General features: G+C 68.8%; 14 protein-coding genes. 6 read left to right on the top strand and 8 right to left on the bottom strand.

Translation table 11 applies throughout. The features are described 5' to 3' along the window. The first annotated feature begins 120 nt into the window (after positions 1 to 120). Positions 121 to 1,686, top strand: a complete 1,566-nt coding sequence (locus tag ACLJRM_RS28495; RefSeq protein WP_410664792.1) for an ABC-F family ATP-binding cassette domain-containing protein — start codon at positions 121 to 123, stop codon at positions 1,684 to 1,686. Positions 1,687 to 1,738: 52 nt separating this feature from the next. Here the strand turns inward: ACLJRM_RS28495 and paaE are convergent, their stop codons facing one another. From paaE to paaZ, 6 genes are read right to left on the bottom strand one after another with little or no spacing between them, the layout of a single operon-like run. Further along, positions 1,739 to 2,809, bottom strand: a complete 1,071-nt coding sequence (gene paaE / locus ACLJRM_RS28500; protein ID WP_410664793.1) for a 1,2-phenylacetyl-CoA epoxidase subunit PaaE — start codon at positions 2,807 to 2,809, stop codon at positions 1,739 to 1,741. Next, entirely contained in the window at positions 2,809 to 3,297 is a 489-nt protein-coding gene (paaD, locus tag ACLJRM_RS28505) for a 1,2-phenylacetyl-CoA epoxidase subunit PaaD (protein ID WP_101605719.1), read from the bottom strand. Before paaD ends, paaE begins: the two co-directional genes overlap by 1 nt. Then, positions 3,291 to 4,148: a 1,2-phenylacetyl-CoA epoxidase subunit PaaC gene (gene paaC, locus ACLJRM_RS28510; RefSeq protein ID WP_101605718.1), complete on the bottom strand. Its 858-nt coding sequence runs from the start codon at positions 4,146 to 4,148 to the stop codon at positions 3,291 to 3,293. Before paaC ends, paaD begins: the two co-directional genes overlap by 7 nt. A gap of 1 nt (position 4,149) precedes the next feature. Beyond that, complete coding sequence (gene paaB / locus ACLJRM_RS28515; protein WP_101605717.1) at positions 4,150 to 4,434, bottom strand: 1,2-phenylacetyl-CoA epoxidase subunit PaaB; 285 nt, start codon at positions 4,432 to 4,434, stop codon at positions 4,150 to 4,152. Next, entirely contained in the window at positions 4,434 to 5,375 is a 942-nt protein-coding gene (gene paaA, locus ACLJRM_RS28520; protein WP_410664794.1) for a 1,2-phenylacetyl-CoA epoxidase subunit PaaA, read from the bottom strand. Before paaA ends, paaB begins: the two co-directional genes overlap by 1 nt. Continuing rightward, the gene (paaZ, locus tag ACLJRM_RS28525; RefSeq protein ID WP_101605715.1) at positions 5,372 to 7,402 is read right to left on the bottom strand and encodes a phenylacetic acid degradation bifunctional protein PaaZ; all 2,031 of its coding nucleotides are present in this window, start codon (positions 7,400 to 7,402) and stop codon (positions 5,372 to 5,374) included. The genes paaA and paaZ overlap by 4 nt, the downstream gene beginning before the upstream one ends. Positions 7,403 to 7,622: 220 nt before the next feature. On the opposite strand from paaZ, the gene paaI reads away from it, so the two are divergent. The 3 genes from paaI to ACLJRM_RS28540 are packed head-to-tail and all read left to right on the top strand — an operon-like array spanning position 7,623 to position 9,882. Then, positions 7,623 to 8,006 carry a hydroxyphenylacetyl-CoA thioesterase PaaI gene (paaI, locus tag ACLJRM_RS28530; protein WP_101605714.1) on the top strand — a complete coding sequence of 128 codons (384 nt, stop codon included), beginning with the start codon at positions 7,623 to 7,625 and terminating at the stop codon, positions 8,004 to 8,006. After that, complete coding sequence (gene paaK / locus ACLJRM_RS28535; protein WP_410664795.1) at positions 8,003 to 9,292, top strand: phenylacetate--CoA ligase PaaK; 1,290 nt, start codon at positions 8,003 to 8,005, stop codon at positions 9,290 to 9,292. The genes paaI and paaK overlap by 4 nt, the downstream gene beginning before the upstream one ends. Continuing rightward, on the top strand, positions 9,289 to 9,882 hold the full coding sequence (locus ACLJRM_RS28540; protein WP_101605712.1) for a TetR/AcrR family transcriptional regulator: 594 nt from the start codon (positions 9,289 to 9,291) through the stop codon (positions 9,880 to 9,882). Before paaK ends, ACLJRM_RS28540 begins: the two co-directional genes overlap by 4 nt. 87 nt (positions 9,883 to 9,969) lie before the next feature. Here the strand turns inward: ACLJRM_RS28540 and ACLJRM_RS28545 are convergent, their stop codons facing one another. Continuing rightward, positions 9,970 to 10,248: a hypothetical protein gene (locus ACLJRM_RS28545; RefSeq protein ID WP_101605711.1), complete on the bottom strand. Its 279-nt coding sequence runs from the start codon at positions 10,246 to 10,248 to the stop codon at positions 9,970 to 9,972. A 125-nt stretch (positions 10,249 to 10,373) separates the two neighbouring features. Here ACLJRM_RS28545 and ACLJRM_RS28550 point away from each other — a divergent pair, with 125 nt between their 5' ends. Further along, on the top strand, positions 10,374 to 11,039 hold the full coding sequence (locus ACLJRM_RS28550; RefSeq protein WP_101605710.1) for a TetR/AcrR family transcriptional regulator: 666 nt from the start codon (positions 10,374 to 10,376) through the stop codon (positions 11,037 to 11,039). Here ACLJRM_RS28550 and ACLJRM_RS28555 read toward each other — a convergent pair. Beyond that, positions 10,966 to 11,994 (bottom strand): AraC family transcriptional regulator, encoded by a 1,029-nt coding sequence (locus ACLJRM_RS28555; protein ID WP_101605709.1) that lies wholly within the window; start codon positions 11,992 to 11,994, stop codon positions 10,966 to 10,968. The genes ACLJRM_RS28550 and ACLJRM_RS28555 overlap by 74 nt on opposite strands. Positions 11,995 to 12,074: 80 nt before the next feature. On the opposite strand from ACLJRM_RS28555, the gene ACLJRM_RS28560 reads away from it, so the two are divergent. Further along, complete coding sequence (locus ACLJRM_RS28560; RefSeq protein ID WP_410664796.1) at positions 12,075 to 13,175, top strand: winged helix DNA-binding domain-containing protein; 1,101 nt, start codon at positions 12,075 to 12,077, stop codon at positions 13,173 to 13,175. Positions 13,176 to 13,229: the final 54 nt, after the last annotated feature.

Consider the following 13,229-nt stretch of genomic DNA (forward strand, 5'->3'; position numbering starts at 1 on the left):
GGCACCGACTGGCAGCTCCCGCTAAATCGGTCGCACCGGGACCGCCGCCCGGCTACGGTGGCCCAGTGATCTTCTGAGACGAACCTGCGCCCTCATCCCACCTCCTTCGCAGGGAGTCTCATGTCTTCTTCCTTGACGTTTTCCGACGTCACCTTCACCTGGCCCGACGGTGTCCCGGTGTTCGAGCGCCTTTCGCTCACCATCGGGGCCGGCCGCACCGGCCTGGTCGGCACCAACGGATCCGGCAAGTCCACGCTCCTGCGCCTGCTCGCGGGCAGGCTGAAGGCCACCACGGGCTCCGTCACCGCACCGGGCGAGCTCGGCTACCTGCCGCAGAACCTCGCCCTCGACACCGGCCGCCGCGTCGACGACGTGCTGGGCGTCACCGCGATCCGCGCGGCGATCAGGGCCGTCGAGAGCGGCGCCGCCACCGAGGAGCACTTCACCACCATCGGCGACAACTGGGACGTCGAGGAACGCATCCGCGCGATCCTCGATCGGCTCGGGCTGGGTGCCGTCCGCCTCGACCAGCGGGCGGGTGAGCTGTCCGGCGGCGAACTCACGCTGCTCGGGCTGGCCGCCCTGCTCCTGCGGCGTCCCGCCGCGCTGCTGCTCGACGAACCGACGAACAACCTCGACCTGCGGGCACGCGAACTCGTGCATCGCGAGGTGGAGGGCTGGAGCGGGATTCTCGTGGTGGTCTCCCATGACCGCGAGTTGCTCCAGCTAGTCGACCGGATCGTCGAGGTCCGCGACCGCGAGGTGACCACGTACGGCGGCAACCTCGCGGACTACGAGCATGCCGTCGAGGTCGCCCAGGACGCCGCGCGCAGGCACGTGCGCGCGGCGGAATCGGACGTCAAGCGGCAGAAGCGCGAGCTGATCGAGGCCGGCATGAAACTCGCCCGGCGGGCCCGCTACGGCCAGAAGATGTGGGACCAGAAACGCGAACCCAAGGTCCGGATGCGCAAACGCCAGGAGGACGCGCAGATCGCCGCGGGCAAGCACCGGAACCTGCACGCAGGGAGGCTGGAGGACGCCGTCGAAGCGCTGAAAGCCGCCGAGGAACTGGTGCGGGAGGACGCCGAGATCCGCGTCGAGCTGCCGGAGACCACGGTCGCGCGGGGAACGGACGTACTCCGGATCGACGCCGAACCCCGGTTCGGGCCGCCGGTGAACCTGCACGTCATGGGCCCCGAGCGGATCGCGCTCGTCGGCCCGAACGGGTCGGGGAAGACGACCTTGCTCCGCACGATCACCGGCGAGCTCCCGCCGCGCTCGGGCGAAGTGCGGCTGTTCGTCCCCGGCAGACTGCTCCCCCAGCGGATCGACACCCTCGAGGACGCGATGTCCATTGTGGACAACGTGCGCCTGGTCGCGCCGTCGCTCACGGACAACGAGATCCGCGCGAGGCTTGCGCGGTTCCTCTTCCGTGGCACGACGGCCGACCGGGAGGTGGCGTCGTTGTCCGGCGGGGAACGGTTCCGGGCGGCGCTGGCGGCACTGCTGCTGACCGAACCCACGCCGAAACTGCTGCTGCTCGACGAGCCGACGAACAACCTCGACCTGGCGAGCGTGCGGCGGCTCACCGAAGCGTTGCTGGCCTATCGGGGCACGCTGATCGTGGCGAGCCACGACCGGCCGTTCCTGAAGGACATCGGCATCACCAGATGGCTGGAGCGGTAAAGCCTCGTGAGTGGTAAGGGCGGTTCTAACCGTCCTTACCACTCACGAGGTCCTAGGCGTCGAAGTCCACGGTGACGGCTTCGGACACCGGCACCGACTGGCAGGTGAGCACGAACCCGGCGTCCACTTCGGCCTTCTCGAGGGCGAAGTTGCGCCGCATGTCCACCTTGCCGTCGCAGATCTTCGCCCGGCAGGTCCCGCACACCCCGCCCTTGCAGGCGAAGGGCAGGTCCGGGCGGTACTTCTGCGCGCCGTCGAGCAGGGAGGAGTTGCGCGGCAGCGTCATCGTCGTCGACCGGCCGTCGAGCACCAGCGTGACCTCGCTGGAAGAGCCCACGACGGCCGGGTCGACGTGGTGCACCGGCTCCGGTGGAGTGTCCACATAGAACAGTTCCTGGTGGATGTTCTCGTCGGCGACGTCCAGCGAGCGAAGGAGTTCCTGGGCGCCGGTCACCATTTCGAACGGTCCGCACAGCCACCAGTGCGCCACGTCTTCGACCGGGATCAGCACGGTGCACAGGCGCCGCAGCTTCTCGACGTCGAGGCGGCCGGTGAACAGTTCGGCCTCGCGCGGCTCGCGGGAGAGCACGTGGACGAGTTCGAGCCGCGCGGGATAACGGTCCTTCAGGTCCGCGAGGTCGTCGGCGAACATGACCGTGTCCGTGCGCCGGTTGCCGTAGAGCACGGTCACCGTCGCGTCGGAATCGCTCAGCAGCGAGGACGCGATCGACAGGACCGGCGTGATGCCGGAGCCCGCCGCGATCAGCACGTGATGTCCGGCGGCTTCCAGATCCGGGCTGAAGTTACCGGTGGGCGCGGCGACCTCGACCTCGTCGCCGGGCTTGACGTCACGCACCAGCCACGACGAGAACAGCCCGCCCGGCACCTCGCGCACGCCGACCCGCGGCGCCGCACCGGCGGGCGCGCAGATCGAGTACGAGCGGCGCTCGTCGCGGCCGTCGACCTCGCGGCGCAGGGTCAGCGATTGGCCCGCCTTGAAACGGAAGGTCTCCGCGAGATCTTCGGGCACGTCGAAGGTCACCGCGACGGCGTCGTCGCACAGGCGCTGGACGTCGGACACCTTGAGGGTGTGGAAGCCCGTGCGGCGGAGAGTGGCAGTCACTAGATCTCCTTGACGTGTTCGAACGGTTCGAGGCAGAACCGGCAGCGGCGCAAGGCTTTGCACGCCGTCGCACTGAACCGGGACTGCTCTTCGGTGTCCGCGGAGCCGCAGTGCGGGCAGCGGACCGACGACACCGGCGGGCTCAGCGTGAGCGGGATCGGACCGGTTCGGACCGGCGCCGCTCCGGGCGGCGCGATGCCTGCTTCGGCGAGTTTCCGTTTGCCGTCTTCGGTGATCCAGTCGGTGGACCAGGCGGGCTGCAGGACCGTGCGGACCTCGACCTCGCCGTAGCCCGCACCGGTGAGCGCGTGCACGAGGTCGTCGCGCATGGTGTCCATCGCCGGGCAGCCGGTGTAGGTCGGGGTGATCGCGACGACCACCCGGCCGTCGGATTCGGACACTTCACGCAGCACGCCGAGATCGGCGAGGGTGAGCATCGGCAGTTCCGGATCGGTGACCGTGGCCGCCACGGCGTACGCGGTCACCATGTCGCGTCCGGGTGTTCCCTGGCGACGCTCTGCAGCTCCGCCAGCAGGAAGCCCATCCGCTCGGTGTGCACGCCGTCGCGGCCCATCCGGCCGGAGACCCCGGCGAGCGCGCCGATCTCAGGGCGGTCCAGGGTCGCGGCGGCGAGCACCTGGTCGAGGATCGCGTCGAACTCGGGCCGCAGCGACGGCGACTCGACGAACTCGATCTCGTGTGCCGTGAACAGCTCGCCGACGTAGGGCCAGACAGCGTCGAGCCCTTCCTGCATGCGGGAGCGGGACAACTCGGTCCCGTCGCCCAGCCGGACGGCCCACTGTGCCGCGTAGTCGCGGTGGTAGGCGACTTCCTTGACACCCTTGTCCGCGATGGCCGCGAGCACCGGGTCCACAGAGGACTGGAGTCGCTGCAGCAATGCCAGCCGCCAGATGGAGAACACCAGCATCCGCGCGATCAAGTGCCCGAAGTGCCCGCCTTCGAGTTCGGCGAGCCGGACGTTGCGGTATTCCTGCTCGCTCCGGAAGAAGGCGTAGGAGTCCTCGGTACGCTCGCTCCCGTCTGCCTTGCCGGCGCGGGCGAGCAGCAGCCGCGCCTGCCCCAGCAGGTCGAGCGCGATGTTGGCGATCGCGACCTCGTCCTCGAGTTCGGGCGCGTTCGTGCACCACTCCTGCAACCGGTGCGAGAAGATCAGCGCGTCGTCGCCGAGCATCAGGCAGTAGGCCGCCAGCCGCGCACCGTCCACACCGGACGGGACCGTGGTGTCCACTCCGGACAGTGGATCCTCGAATCCGGTGCCGAAGGCCCAGCGCGCGTCGTTTTCCTCGGTGATCGCCTCGTAGGCGTTGTCGAAGCTCATGTCAGATGTGCGGAACGTTGTCGGGGATGTCGTAGAACGTCGGGTGCCGGTACACCTTGTCGCCGCTGGGCGCGAAGAACGGGTCCTTCTCGTCCGGCGAGGACGCGGTGATGTCCGACGCGCGCACGACCCAGATCGACACGCCCTCGTTGCGACGGGTGTACAGATCCCGCGCGTGGTGCAGTGCCATCTCGTCGTCCGCCGCGTGCAGTGAACCCACGTGCACGTGGTTCAGGCCGCGCTTGCCCCGGACGAACACCTCGTACAGAGGCCAGTCGTGCTTCATCACGAAGCCCCTTTCTTGGCGGCGTGGGCGGCCGCTGCCTCGCGCACCCAAGCGCCGTCTTCCTGGGCCCGCCGCCGGTGCGCGATGCGCTGGGCGTTGCAGGGGCCGTTGCCCTTCAACACGTTCTTGAACTCGTCCCAGTCGACGGCGCCGAAGTCGTAGTGCCCGCGTTCGGCGTTCCACTTCAGGTCCGGGTCCGGGAAGGTGACGCCCAGCGCCTCAGCCTGCGGGATGGACATGTCGACAAAGCGCTGGCGCAGCTCGTCGTTGGTGTGCCGCTTGACCTTCCACGCCATCGACTGCGCGGTGTTCGGCGAATCCGCGTCCGGCGGGCCGAACATCATCAGCGACGGCCACCACCAGCGGTTCACCGCCTCCTGCACCATGGCGCGCTGTTTTTCGGTGCCGCGCATCATCGTCATCAGCAGCTCGAAGCCCTGCCGCTGGTGGAAGGACTCCTCCTTGCAGATGCGGATCATGGCGCGGGCGTACGGCCCGTACGAGCTGCGGCACAACGGGACCTGGTTGCAGATCGCCGCGCCGTCGACCAGCCAACCGACCACGCCGACGTCGCCGAAGGTCAGCGTCGGGTAGTTGAAGATCGACGAGTACTTCTGCTTGCCGTTGATCAGCTTGTCGGTCAGATCCGCGCGGTCGGCGCCGAGGGTGGCCGCAGCCGAGTACAGGTACAGCCCGTGCCCGGCCTCGTCCTGCACCTTGGCGAGCAGGATCGCCTTGCGCCGCAAGGAAGGCGCGCGGGTGATCCAGTTGCCCTCGGGCTGCATGCCGATGATCTCCGAATGCGCGTGCTGCGCGATCTGGCGGATCATCGTCTTGCGGTAGCCCTCGGGCACCCAGTCGCGCGGTTCGACGCGCTGGTCGCGCTCGATGGTGTGCTCGAAGTGCCGTTCGAGGTCTTCCTCGGGCAACGTGGCCGTCATGACTGCTCCTTCGCCACCAGGGTCAGCACGTCGTACTTGGCGACCGAGTCACCGTCGGCGTTGGTGACGTCGGCGTCCCAGCGGACCTCGCCGTACTCCTGGTCGATGCGCGGGGTGATCTGCTTGGCGGTCAGGGTCACCGTGAGGGTGTCGCCGACCTTGACCGGGGTGAGGAACCGCAGGTTCTCCAGGCCGTAGTTGGCCAGGACCGGGCCGGGTTCCGGCGAGACGAACAGGCCCGCGGCGAACGAGACCACGAGGTACCCGTGCGCCACGATCCCGCCGAACAGCGGGTTCGCCGCGGCGGCTTCGGGATCGGTGTGGGCGTAGAAGGTGTCGCCGGTGAACTCGGCGAAGTGGTCGACGTCGGACTGCAGGACCTCGCGCGGTCCGGCTACGACGGAGTCACCGATCTTCAGCTCAGCCAAGGACTTCCGGAACGGGTGGACGTCGCCTTCGGTACGCGGGGCGCCGGTGACCCAGCGGCCGGTGACCGTGCTGAGCACCTTCGGGCTGCCCTGGACCGCCGTGCGCTGCATGTGGTGCAGCACGCCGCGGACGCCGCCCATCTCCTCGCCGCCACCGGCGCGGCCGGGTCCGCCGTGCACCAGCTGCGGCATCGGCGAACCGTGGCCCGTCGACTCCTTGGCGTCGTCGGCGTCCAGCACCAGCAGGCGGCCGTGATACGGCGCGACACCGAGGACGACCTCGCGCGCGAACTCGGCGTCGGCGGTGACGATCGAGCCGACCAGGCTGCCGCCGCCGCGAGCGGCGAGCTCGATGACCTGCTCGGTCGAGGTGTAGGGCATCAGCGTCGACACCGGGCCGAACGCCTCGACCTCGTGCGGCTCGGAACGTTCCGGGTCGGCCTTCAGCAGCACCGGCGAGATGAACGCGCCCCGTTCGGCGTCCGCGCCGACGACCTCGACCTGCTCGGGGTCACCGAAGACGATCGTGCCGACGTCCAGCAGCGCCTTGAGCGACCGCCGGACCTCCTCGCGCTGCTCCAGGCTCGCCAGGGCACCCATCCGGACACCTTCGGCGGTGGGGTTGCCGACGACGGTCTTCGCCAGCCGCGCGCTCGCGGCCTCGGCGACGGCGTCCAGCAGGTCCGCGGGCACGAAGGCGCGACGGATCGCGGTGCACTTCTGGCCTGCCTTGACGGTCATCTCGGTGGTGAGCTGCTTGACGAAGAGGTCGAACTCGGTGGTGCCGGGTTTGGCGTCCGGGCCGAGGATCGACAGGTTCAGCGAGTCGGCCTCGGCGTTGAACCGGACGGAGTTGCGCACGATCGCGGGGTGCGCGCGGAGCTTCTGCGCGGTGGACGCGGAGCCGGTGAACGAGACGAGGTCCTGCGCGGTGACGTGGTCGAGCAGGTCGCCGACGCTGCCCGCGACGAACTGCAGCGTGCCCTCGGGCAGGATGCCGGACTCGATGATGATCTCGACCAGCCGCGCGGTCAGGTACGCGGTCTGGCTGGCCGGCTTGATCAGGCTCGGCACGCCGGCGAGGAACGCGGGCGCGAACTTCTCCAGCGGGCCCCAGACCGGGAAGTTGAAGGCGTTGATCTGGACGGCGACGCCGCGCAGCGGGACGGCGATGTGCTGGGCGACGAACGTGCCGCCCTTGCTCAGCGGCTCGACGTTGCCGTCCACGTAGACGGTGTCGTTGGGCAGTTCGCGCTTGCCCTTGCTGGAGTAGGCGAACAGGACGCCGATGCCGCCGTCGATGTCGACCATCGAGTCGCCCTTGGTCGCGCCGGTCCTGGCCGAGAGCGCGTACAGCTCGTCGCGGTGTTCACGCAGGTGGGAGGCCAGTGCCTTCAGCAGCGCGGCACGCTGGTGGAAGGTCAGCTCACGCAGCGCGGGACCGCCGGTGCGGCGGCCGTACTCCAGCGCGGCGGCGAAGTCGATGCCGTCGGACGAGACCCGGGCGACCTCTTCACCGGTCGAGGCGTCGTGCAGCGGTACGCCGTCCTTTTCCGCCGTGTGCCATCCGCCGGAGACGTAGCTGCGCAGCAATGCCATGGGGCGACCCTTCATGGTGGACTGGATACTTGACTGATTTACAGACCGTCCGTTCAGTAATTCACTGTAGCTCGTGCCCCGGCACTTGCAAACCCCCGGACGGCGGCGGACCCTTGACATCTGCGCGACGTCGCGCCTTTACTGGCGGCATCCTTTAACAACCGTCCATTCGGTCAGTAACTCACGAGGCGGTGCCTTGACTACCAACGCGGCCCACGCGATGTTCACCGGCGACCGGGCGTCGAACGCGCTGGGCATCGAGCTGATCGAGGCCGCCGAAGGGCACGCGGTCGCCTCGATGAAGATCACCGAGACGATGGTGAACGGCCACGACATCGCGCACGGCGGCTATGTCTTCCTGCTGGCCGATACGACGTTCGCCTGCGCCTGCAACAGCCATGGCCCGGTCACCGTCGCCTCCGGCGCGGAGATCTCCTTCGTCGCCGCCGGACGGCTCGGCGACCACCTCATCGCCACCGCCACCGAGCGGACCCGTTACGGCCGCAACGGCATCTACGACGTCACCGTGCACCGGGAGACCCCCGACGGGCCGGAGGTCGTCGCCGAATTCCGCGGCCGCAGCCGCACCATCCAGAAGGCATGACGATGACTTTCAGCGACGACGCCGAGAACCTGACCATCGACGAACTCCAGGCGCTTCAGCTGAGCCGCCTCCGGTGGACGCTGCGGCACGCCTACGACAACGTGCCGTTCTACACCCGGAAGTTCGACGAGGCTGGCGTTCACCCGGACGACTGCAAGACGCTGGAAGACCTGGCGAAGTTCCCCTTCACCACCAAGCAGGACCTGCGCGACAACTACCCGTTCGGCATGTTCGCCGTGCCGGAAGCGCAGGTCAGCCGGATCCACGCGTCCAGTGGCACCACCGGGAAACCGACCGTCGTCGGCTACACCGCCGAGGACATCGACACCTGGGCGACGGTGATGGCGCGGTCGATCCGCGCGGCGGGCGGACGGCCGGGCGACAAGGTCCACGTGGCCTACGGCTACGGCCTGTTCACCGGCGGGCTCGGCGCGCACTACGGCGCCGAGAAACTGGGCTGTACGGTGATTCCGGCGTCCGGCGGGATGACCGCGCGCCAGGTGCAGATCATCACCGACTTCAAGCCCGAGATCATCATGGTCACCCCGTCGTACATGCTCACCCTGCTCGACGAGTTCGAGCGGCAGGGCATCGACCCGCAGTCGAGTTCGCTCAAGGTCGGCATCTTCGGCGCGGAGCCGTGGACCGAGCAGATGCGCACGGAGATCGAGGAACGCGTCGGTATCGACGCCGTCGACATCTACGGCCTGTCCGAGGTGATGGGCCCCGGCGTCGCGCAGGAATGCGTCGAGACCAAGGACGGGCTGCACATCTGGGAGGACCACTTCTACCCCGAGGTGATCGACCCGTTCACCGAGAAACCCGTCGACGACACCGGCGAACTGCTGTTCACCTCGCTCACCAAACAGGCGCTGCCGATCATCCGGTACCGCACGCGCGACCTCACCCGGCTGCTGCCCGGCACCGCGCGGCCGTCGTACCGGCGGATGGAGAAGGTGACCGGGCGCAGCGATGACATGATCATCCTGCGTGGCGTCAACGTCTTCCCCACGCAGATCGAGGAAGTCGTGCTGGTCACCCCCGCGCTCGCGCCGCATTTCCAGCTGATCCGGTCCACGAAGGGCCGGATGGACACCCTGACCGTCCGCGTCGAAGCACGCCCGGACGCGACGGCCGAGCAACGCGACCAGGCCGCCGCCCGGCTCGTCGCCGGGGTCAAGGACGGGGTCGGCGTGAGCGTCGGCGTCGAGGTCGTCGACCCGGACACGCTGGAGCGATCGCTGGGCAAGATGCGCCGCGTCCTCGACGAGCGGGACCGCGGGTGACCACCCCCGCCCGCCGGGGGCGCCCCGGTTACGACCTCGAGTCGCTGCTGCAGGTCGCGGTCAAACTGTTCAACGAACGCGGCTACGACGGCACCAGCATGGAGGACCTCTCCCGCAAGCTCGGCATCACGAAATCCGCCATCTACCACCACGTCCCGAGCAAGGAAGAGCTGCTGCGGCTCGCCGTCGACCGCGCGCTGAACGGCCTGTTCGCCGTCGCCGCGGAGACGGAATCCTTCGAGGGCAGGGCGATCGAGAAGCTGGAGCATCTGGTGCGGGGCAGTGTCCTCGTGCTGGTCGAGCAGCTGCCGTTCGTGACGCTGCTACTGCGGGTGCGGGGCAACACCAAGATCGAGCGGGCGGCGCTGGCGCGGCGGCGCGAATTCGACCGGCTGGTCACGGAACTGGTGAAACGGGCCGAGACCGAGGGCGACGTGCGGCCCGACATCGATCCCGCGGTCACCGCGCGGCTGCTGTACGGCATGGTGAACTCGCTGATCGAGTGGTACCGGCCGCGCCGGGGTTCGGCGGGCACGGAACTGGCGGACGCGGTGTGCAAGATCGCTTTCGACGGCCTGCGGACGCAGTGACGGGGGCGGGCTGAAGGGCCCTTTCCCCTCATGTGACGCGGTGAAGGGCCCTTTCCCCTCGTCGGATGCGGGGAAAGGCCCCTTCAGCTACTCCCCCGCGGCTTGGGGCGGACGCCTCGCCTGCCAGATCAGCGCGTCCCGCAACTGCTGGATGAGCTGCTCGTCGTCGGCCTCCGACGGATCGACGCCGAGCGGGATCCAGCGTTCGCCGACCTCGTCGCCGTTCTCGAAACTGGTGATCACGATCCCCGCGTACGAGACGCATTCGTCTCCGCTGTCACCCTCGATCAGGACGTCACGCTTCTGCAGCCGCACACTGACCCACCGGCCGACACGGCGGACCGGATCGCGTTCAGCACTGGTCATTCGTCCCTACCCATGACACCCGGTCCCCCCGCCCCCAACGTCGCCTCGAAGGCCCCAGGGGTTACCTGCGGGTTGTTCCGAATGAATAACGGCAGGCGCTCACCTGAAACGGTTACGCTCGGCCCATGAGCACCGATCCGGAAACCCGGCGGCGCCGCCTCGAACCGGCCGCCCGGCGTGCCGAGATCCTCGCCGCGGCCCGGCGGCTGTTCGGCGCGGGCACGTACGCCTCGGTTTCGACCTCGGACATCGCGAAAGCGGCCGGGGTGGCCCGGCCGCTGATCAACCACTACTTCGGCGGCAAACGCGAGCTGTACCTGGAAGTCGTCCGGCAGATGATGATCGTGCCGGCGCCGGTGATCGAAAACCTGCCCGACACCTCCGCCGAAGAGCGGCTCGCGATCAGCGTCCGGCACTGGATCGAGGTCGTCGAGCGCAACGAGCAGGCGTGGCTGACGGCGATCGGCCAGGAGGCCGTCGGCCGTGATCCGGACATCGAGCGGATCATGCTGGAGGGCGACGAGATCGCCGCCGACCGCGTGCTCGCGGCCGCCCTGATGAGCGACATCACCGAAGGCCGCGAGGAACTCCGCGCGATGATCCGGTCGTACGGCGGGATGTTGCGCGCCGCGTCACGCGAGTGGCTGATCCGCGGCACGCTCGGCCGGGAGGAACTTCGGGTCTTCCTCACCGATTCGATCCTGCACCTGCTGCGCGTCACCTACCCGGCCGTGCTCGCAACGCGTTCCGCCGGGCATAGGCCGCCGGCGTCATCCCCTTCCAGCGTTTGAAGGCGTAGATGAAACTCGACGCCTCCGCGTAACCCAGCCGCAGCGCGACGTCCTCCACGCTGAGCGCCCCGGTGTCGAGCATCTCCTCCGCCAGCGCTTGGCGGACCTCGTCCAGCAGTGCCCGGTAGCCGGTCCCGGCCTCGAACAACCGCCGTCGCAGGGTCCGGGGGCTGAGCGCGAGACGCCGCGCGACCTCCTCCATCCCGGCATCGACCCCGCCGAGCCGCACCAGCCGTTCCCGCACCTGCTGGGCGATCCCGGACCGCTCCCGTTTCCGTGACACCAGCAGATCGCATTGCGCGGCGCACACCGCGACCGTCTGGTCGTTGGCCTGCGGCAGCGGTCTGTCGAGGAAGACCGGGTCCAGGGTGGCGACGTGGGACGGCGCGGAGAACGACGGCGCCAGCCCGAAGGTCCGCACGTATTCGTCCACAGTGGAGGGTTTGTCGTGCCGGAAGGCCAAGGAGCGAAGGGAAATTTCCGGCAGGATGTCACGCATGACGGTGTGGATGGCACCGAGGTCGCGCAGGACCAGGAAGCGGGCGACGTCGCCCGGCACGCGGCTGTCGTCCATCGCCAGCGCGAGCCGTCCGGCCTCGACGGTCACGTGCGGGATGCAGAAGGTGAAGCTCAGGTCCAGGTACCGCAGGGCGAAGCGCATCGCGTCACCCAGTGTCGGGCTGCTGATGCAGGCGAAACCGAAGATGCCGAACGCGCTGACGCGGTACCGCCTGCTCAGCCGCAGCGCGATGTCGTCCCCGCCACCGAGCCCGCGGGCCAGCTCACGGACCACCGCGAGTTCCTGCCGGGCATCGACCTGACCGTCCACGGGGGCGTGCTCGTAGGACTCCAGTCCTTTGATGCCGTTCTCGGCCGCGAAGCGGGCCATGAGCACGATGCTCGCCGTGCCGCGCGGGTAGTCCCAGTCCCGGATCACCGGCGGCGGTAGTTCCATGGCCGGGATTATGGATCCCCTGGCAACGATCGGCGCATTGAGGACCGTAACTGTCCTTGATCCTGTTTAAGGTGAACCCCATGTCCGACACGTTGAGCAGGCGCGCCCTGAACCGCGCCATGCTGGACCGGCAGCTGCTGCTCCGGCGTTCGAAGATGACCGCGCTCCAAGCGGTCGAGCATCTCGCCGGGTTGCAGGCGCAGGCACCGAACCCGCCGTACTTCGCGCTCTGGACACGTCTCCACGGCTTCCGTCAGGAAGACCTGGCGAACCTGCTGCTGGACAAGAGTGTCGTGCGGATCGCGCTCATGCGCGGCACGGTCCATCTGGTGACGCCGTCGGACGCGCTGGCGTGGCGGCCCATCGTGCAGCCCCTCTACGACCGCTCCATGGACAACACCCAGTTCACCCCGGAGATCAAGGGGCTCGACCACCAGGAGATCGCCCGCACCGCCCGCAAACTGCTCGGCGAGCGGCCGTTGTCGTCCGCGGAACTCGGCGCGGAACTCACGAAGCGCTGGGAGAGCGCGGGACCGTCGGCGCTGGTGCACGTCGCGCGGGCGCTCCTGCCGCTGGTGCAGATCCCGCCGCGCGGTGTGTGGGGCAAGTCGGGACAGCCGACCTATCAGACGACCGGCGACTGGCTCGGCGTCGAACCGGACGAGTCCCTGTCACCCGAAGCGATGTTCAAGCGCTATCTGGCGGCGTTCGGGCCTGCCAGCGTGCAGGACGCGCAGGCGTGGGCAGGGATCACGAAGCTCGGCGAGGCCGTCGAACGGCTGCGCCCGGAGCTGCGGACGTTCCGCGACGAGAACGGCCGCGAGCTCTTCGACCTGCCCGACGCCCCGCGCCCGGATCCGGACACCCCCGCGCCTGCCCGCCTGCTGGGCCCGTTCGACCAGACCGTCCTGTCCTACGCCGACCGCACCCGGGTGATCAGCGACGAGTACCGCAAGGTCGTCATCACGCAGAACGGCCTGGTCAAGGGCACCATCCTGGTCGACGGATCCGTGAAGGGTTTCTGGGAGATCAAGGCGGCGAAGAAGGCGGCGGCACTGTCGATCACGCCGTTCGAGCGCGTCCCGAAGCGCGATCTGGACGCCCTCGAAAGCTCCGCTCACCGCCTCCTGACCTGGGCCCATCCGAAGGCCGAGACCCACACGGTGCATTTAGTCCTCTGAGTGCTTGGCGCGAAAGGGCGCCGTCTGAAGCCCTTTAGGGCGCCCGGACGCGAT

The sequence above is a fragment of the Amycolatopsis sp. lyj-84 genome (assembly GCF_046549075.1).
Lineage (GTDB): Bacteria > Actinomycetota > Actinomycetes > Mycobacteriales > Pseudonocardiaceae > Amycolatopsis.

What these genes read in the sequence shown, in the direction of transcription:
- paaB (WP_101605717.1), bottom strand. Translation starts at nt 4,434, where the DNA reads ATGAAGCACGACTGGCCTCTGTACGAGGTGTTCGTCCGGGGCAAGCGC.
- ACLJRM_RS28495 (WP_410664792.1), top strand. Translation starts at nt 121, where the DNA reads ATGTCTTCTTCCTTGACGTTTTCCGACGTCACCTTCACCTGGCCCGAC.
- ACLJRM_RS28545 (WP_101605711.1), bottom strand. Translation starts at nt 10,248, where the DNA reads ATGACCAGTGCTGAACGCGATCCGGTCCGCCGTGTCGGCCGGTGGGTC.
- paaK (WP_410664795.1), top strand. Translation starts at nt 8,003, where the DNA reads ATGACGATGACTTTCAGCGACGACGCCGAGAACCTGACCATCGACGAA.
- paaI (WP_101605714.1), top strand. Translation starts at nt 7,623, where the DNA reads ATGTTCACCGGCGACCGGGCGTCGAACGCGCTGGGCATCGAGCTGATC.
- paaD (WP_101605719.1), bottom strand. Translation starts at nt 3,297, where the DNA reads ATGGTGACCGCGTACGCCGTGGCGGCCACGGTCACCGATCCGGAACTG.
- ACLJRM_RS28560 (WP_410664796.1), top strand. Translation starts at nt 12,075, where the DNA reads ATGTCCGACACGTTGAGCAGGCGCGCCCTGAACCGCGCCATGCTGGAC.
- ACLJRM_RS28550 (WP_101605710.1), top strand. Translation starts at nt 10,374, where the DNA reads ATGAGCACCGATCCGGAAACCCGGCGGCGCCGCCTCGAACCGGCCGCC.
- paaA (WP_410664794.1), bottom strand. Translation starts at nt 5,375, where the DNA reads ATGACGGCCACGTTGCCCGAGGAAGACCTCGAACGGCACTTCGAGCAC.
- paaC (WP_101605718.1), bottom strand. Translation starts at nt 4,148, where the DNA reads ATGAGCTTCGACAACGCCTACGAGGCGATCACCGAGGAAAACGACGCG.
- ACLJRM_RS28555 (WP_101605709.1), bottom strand. Translation starts at nt 11,994, where the DNA reads ATGGAACTACCGCCGCCGGTGATCCGGGACTGGGACTACCCGCGCGGC.
- paaZ (WP_101605715.1), bottom strand. Translation starts at nt 7,402, where the DNA reads ATGGCATTGCTGCGCAGCTACGTCTCCGGCGGATGGCACACGGCGGAA.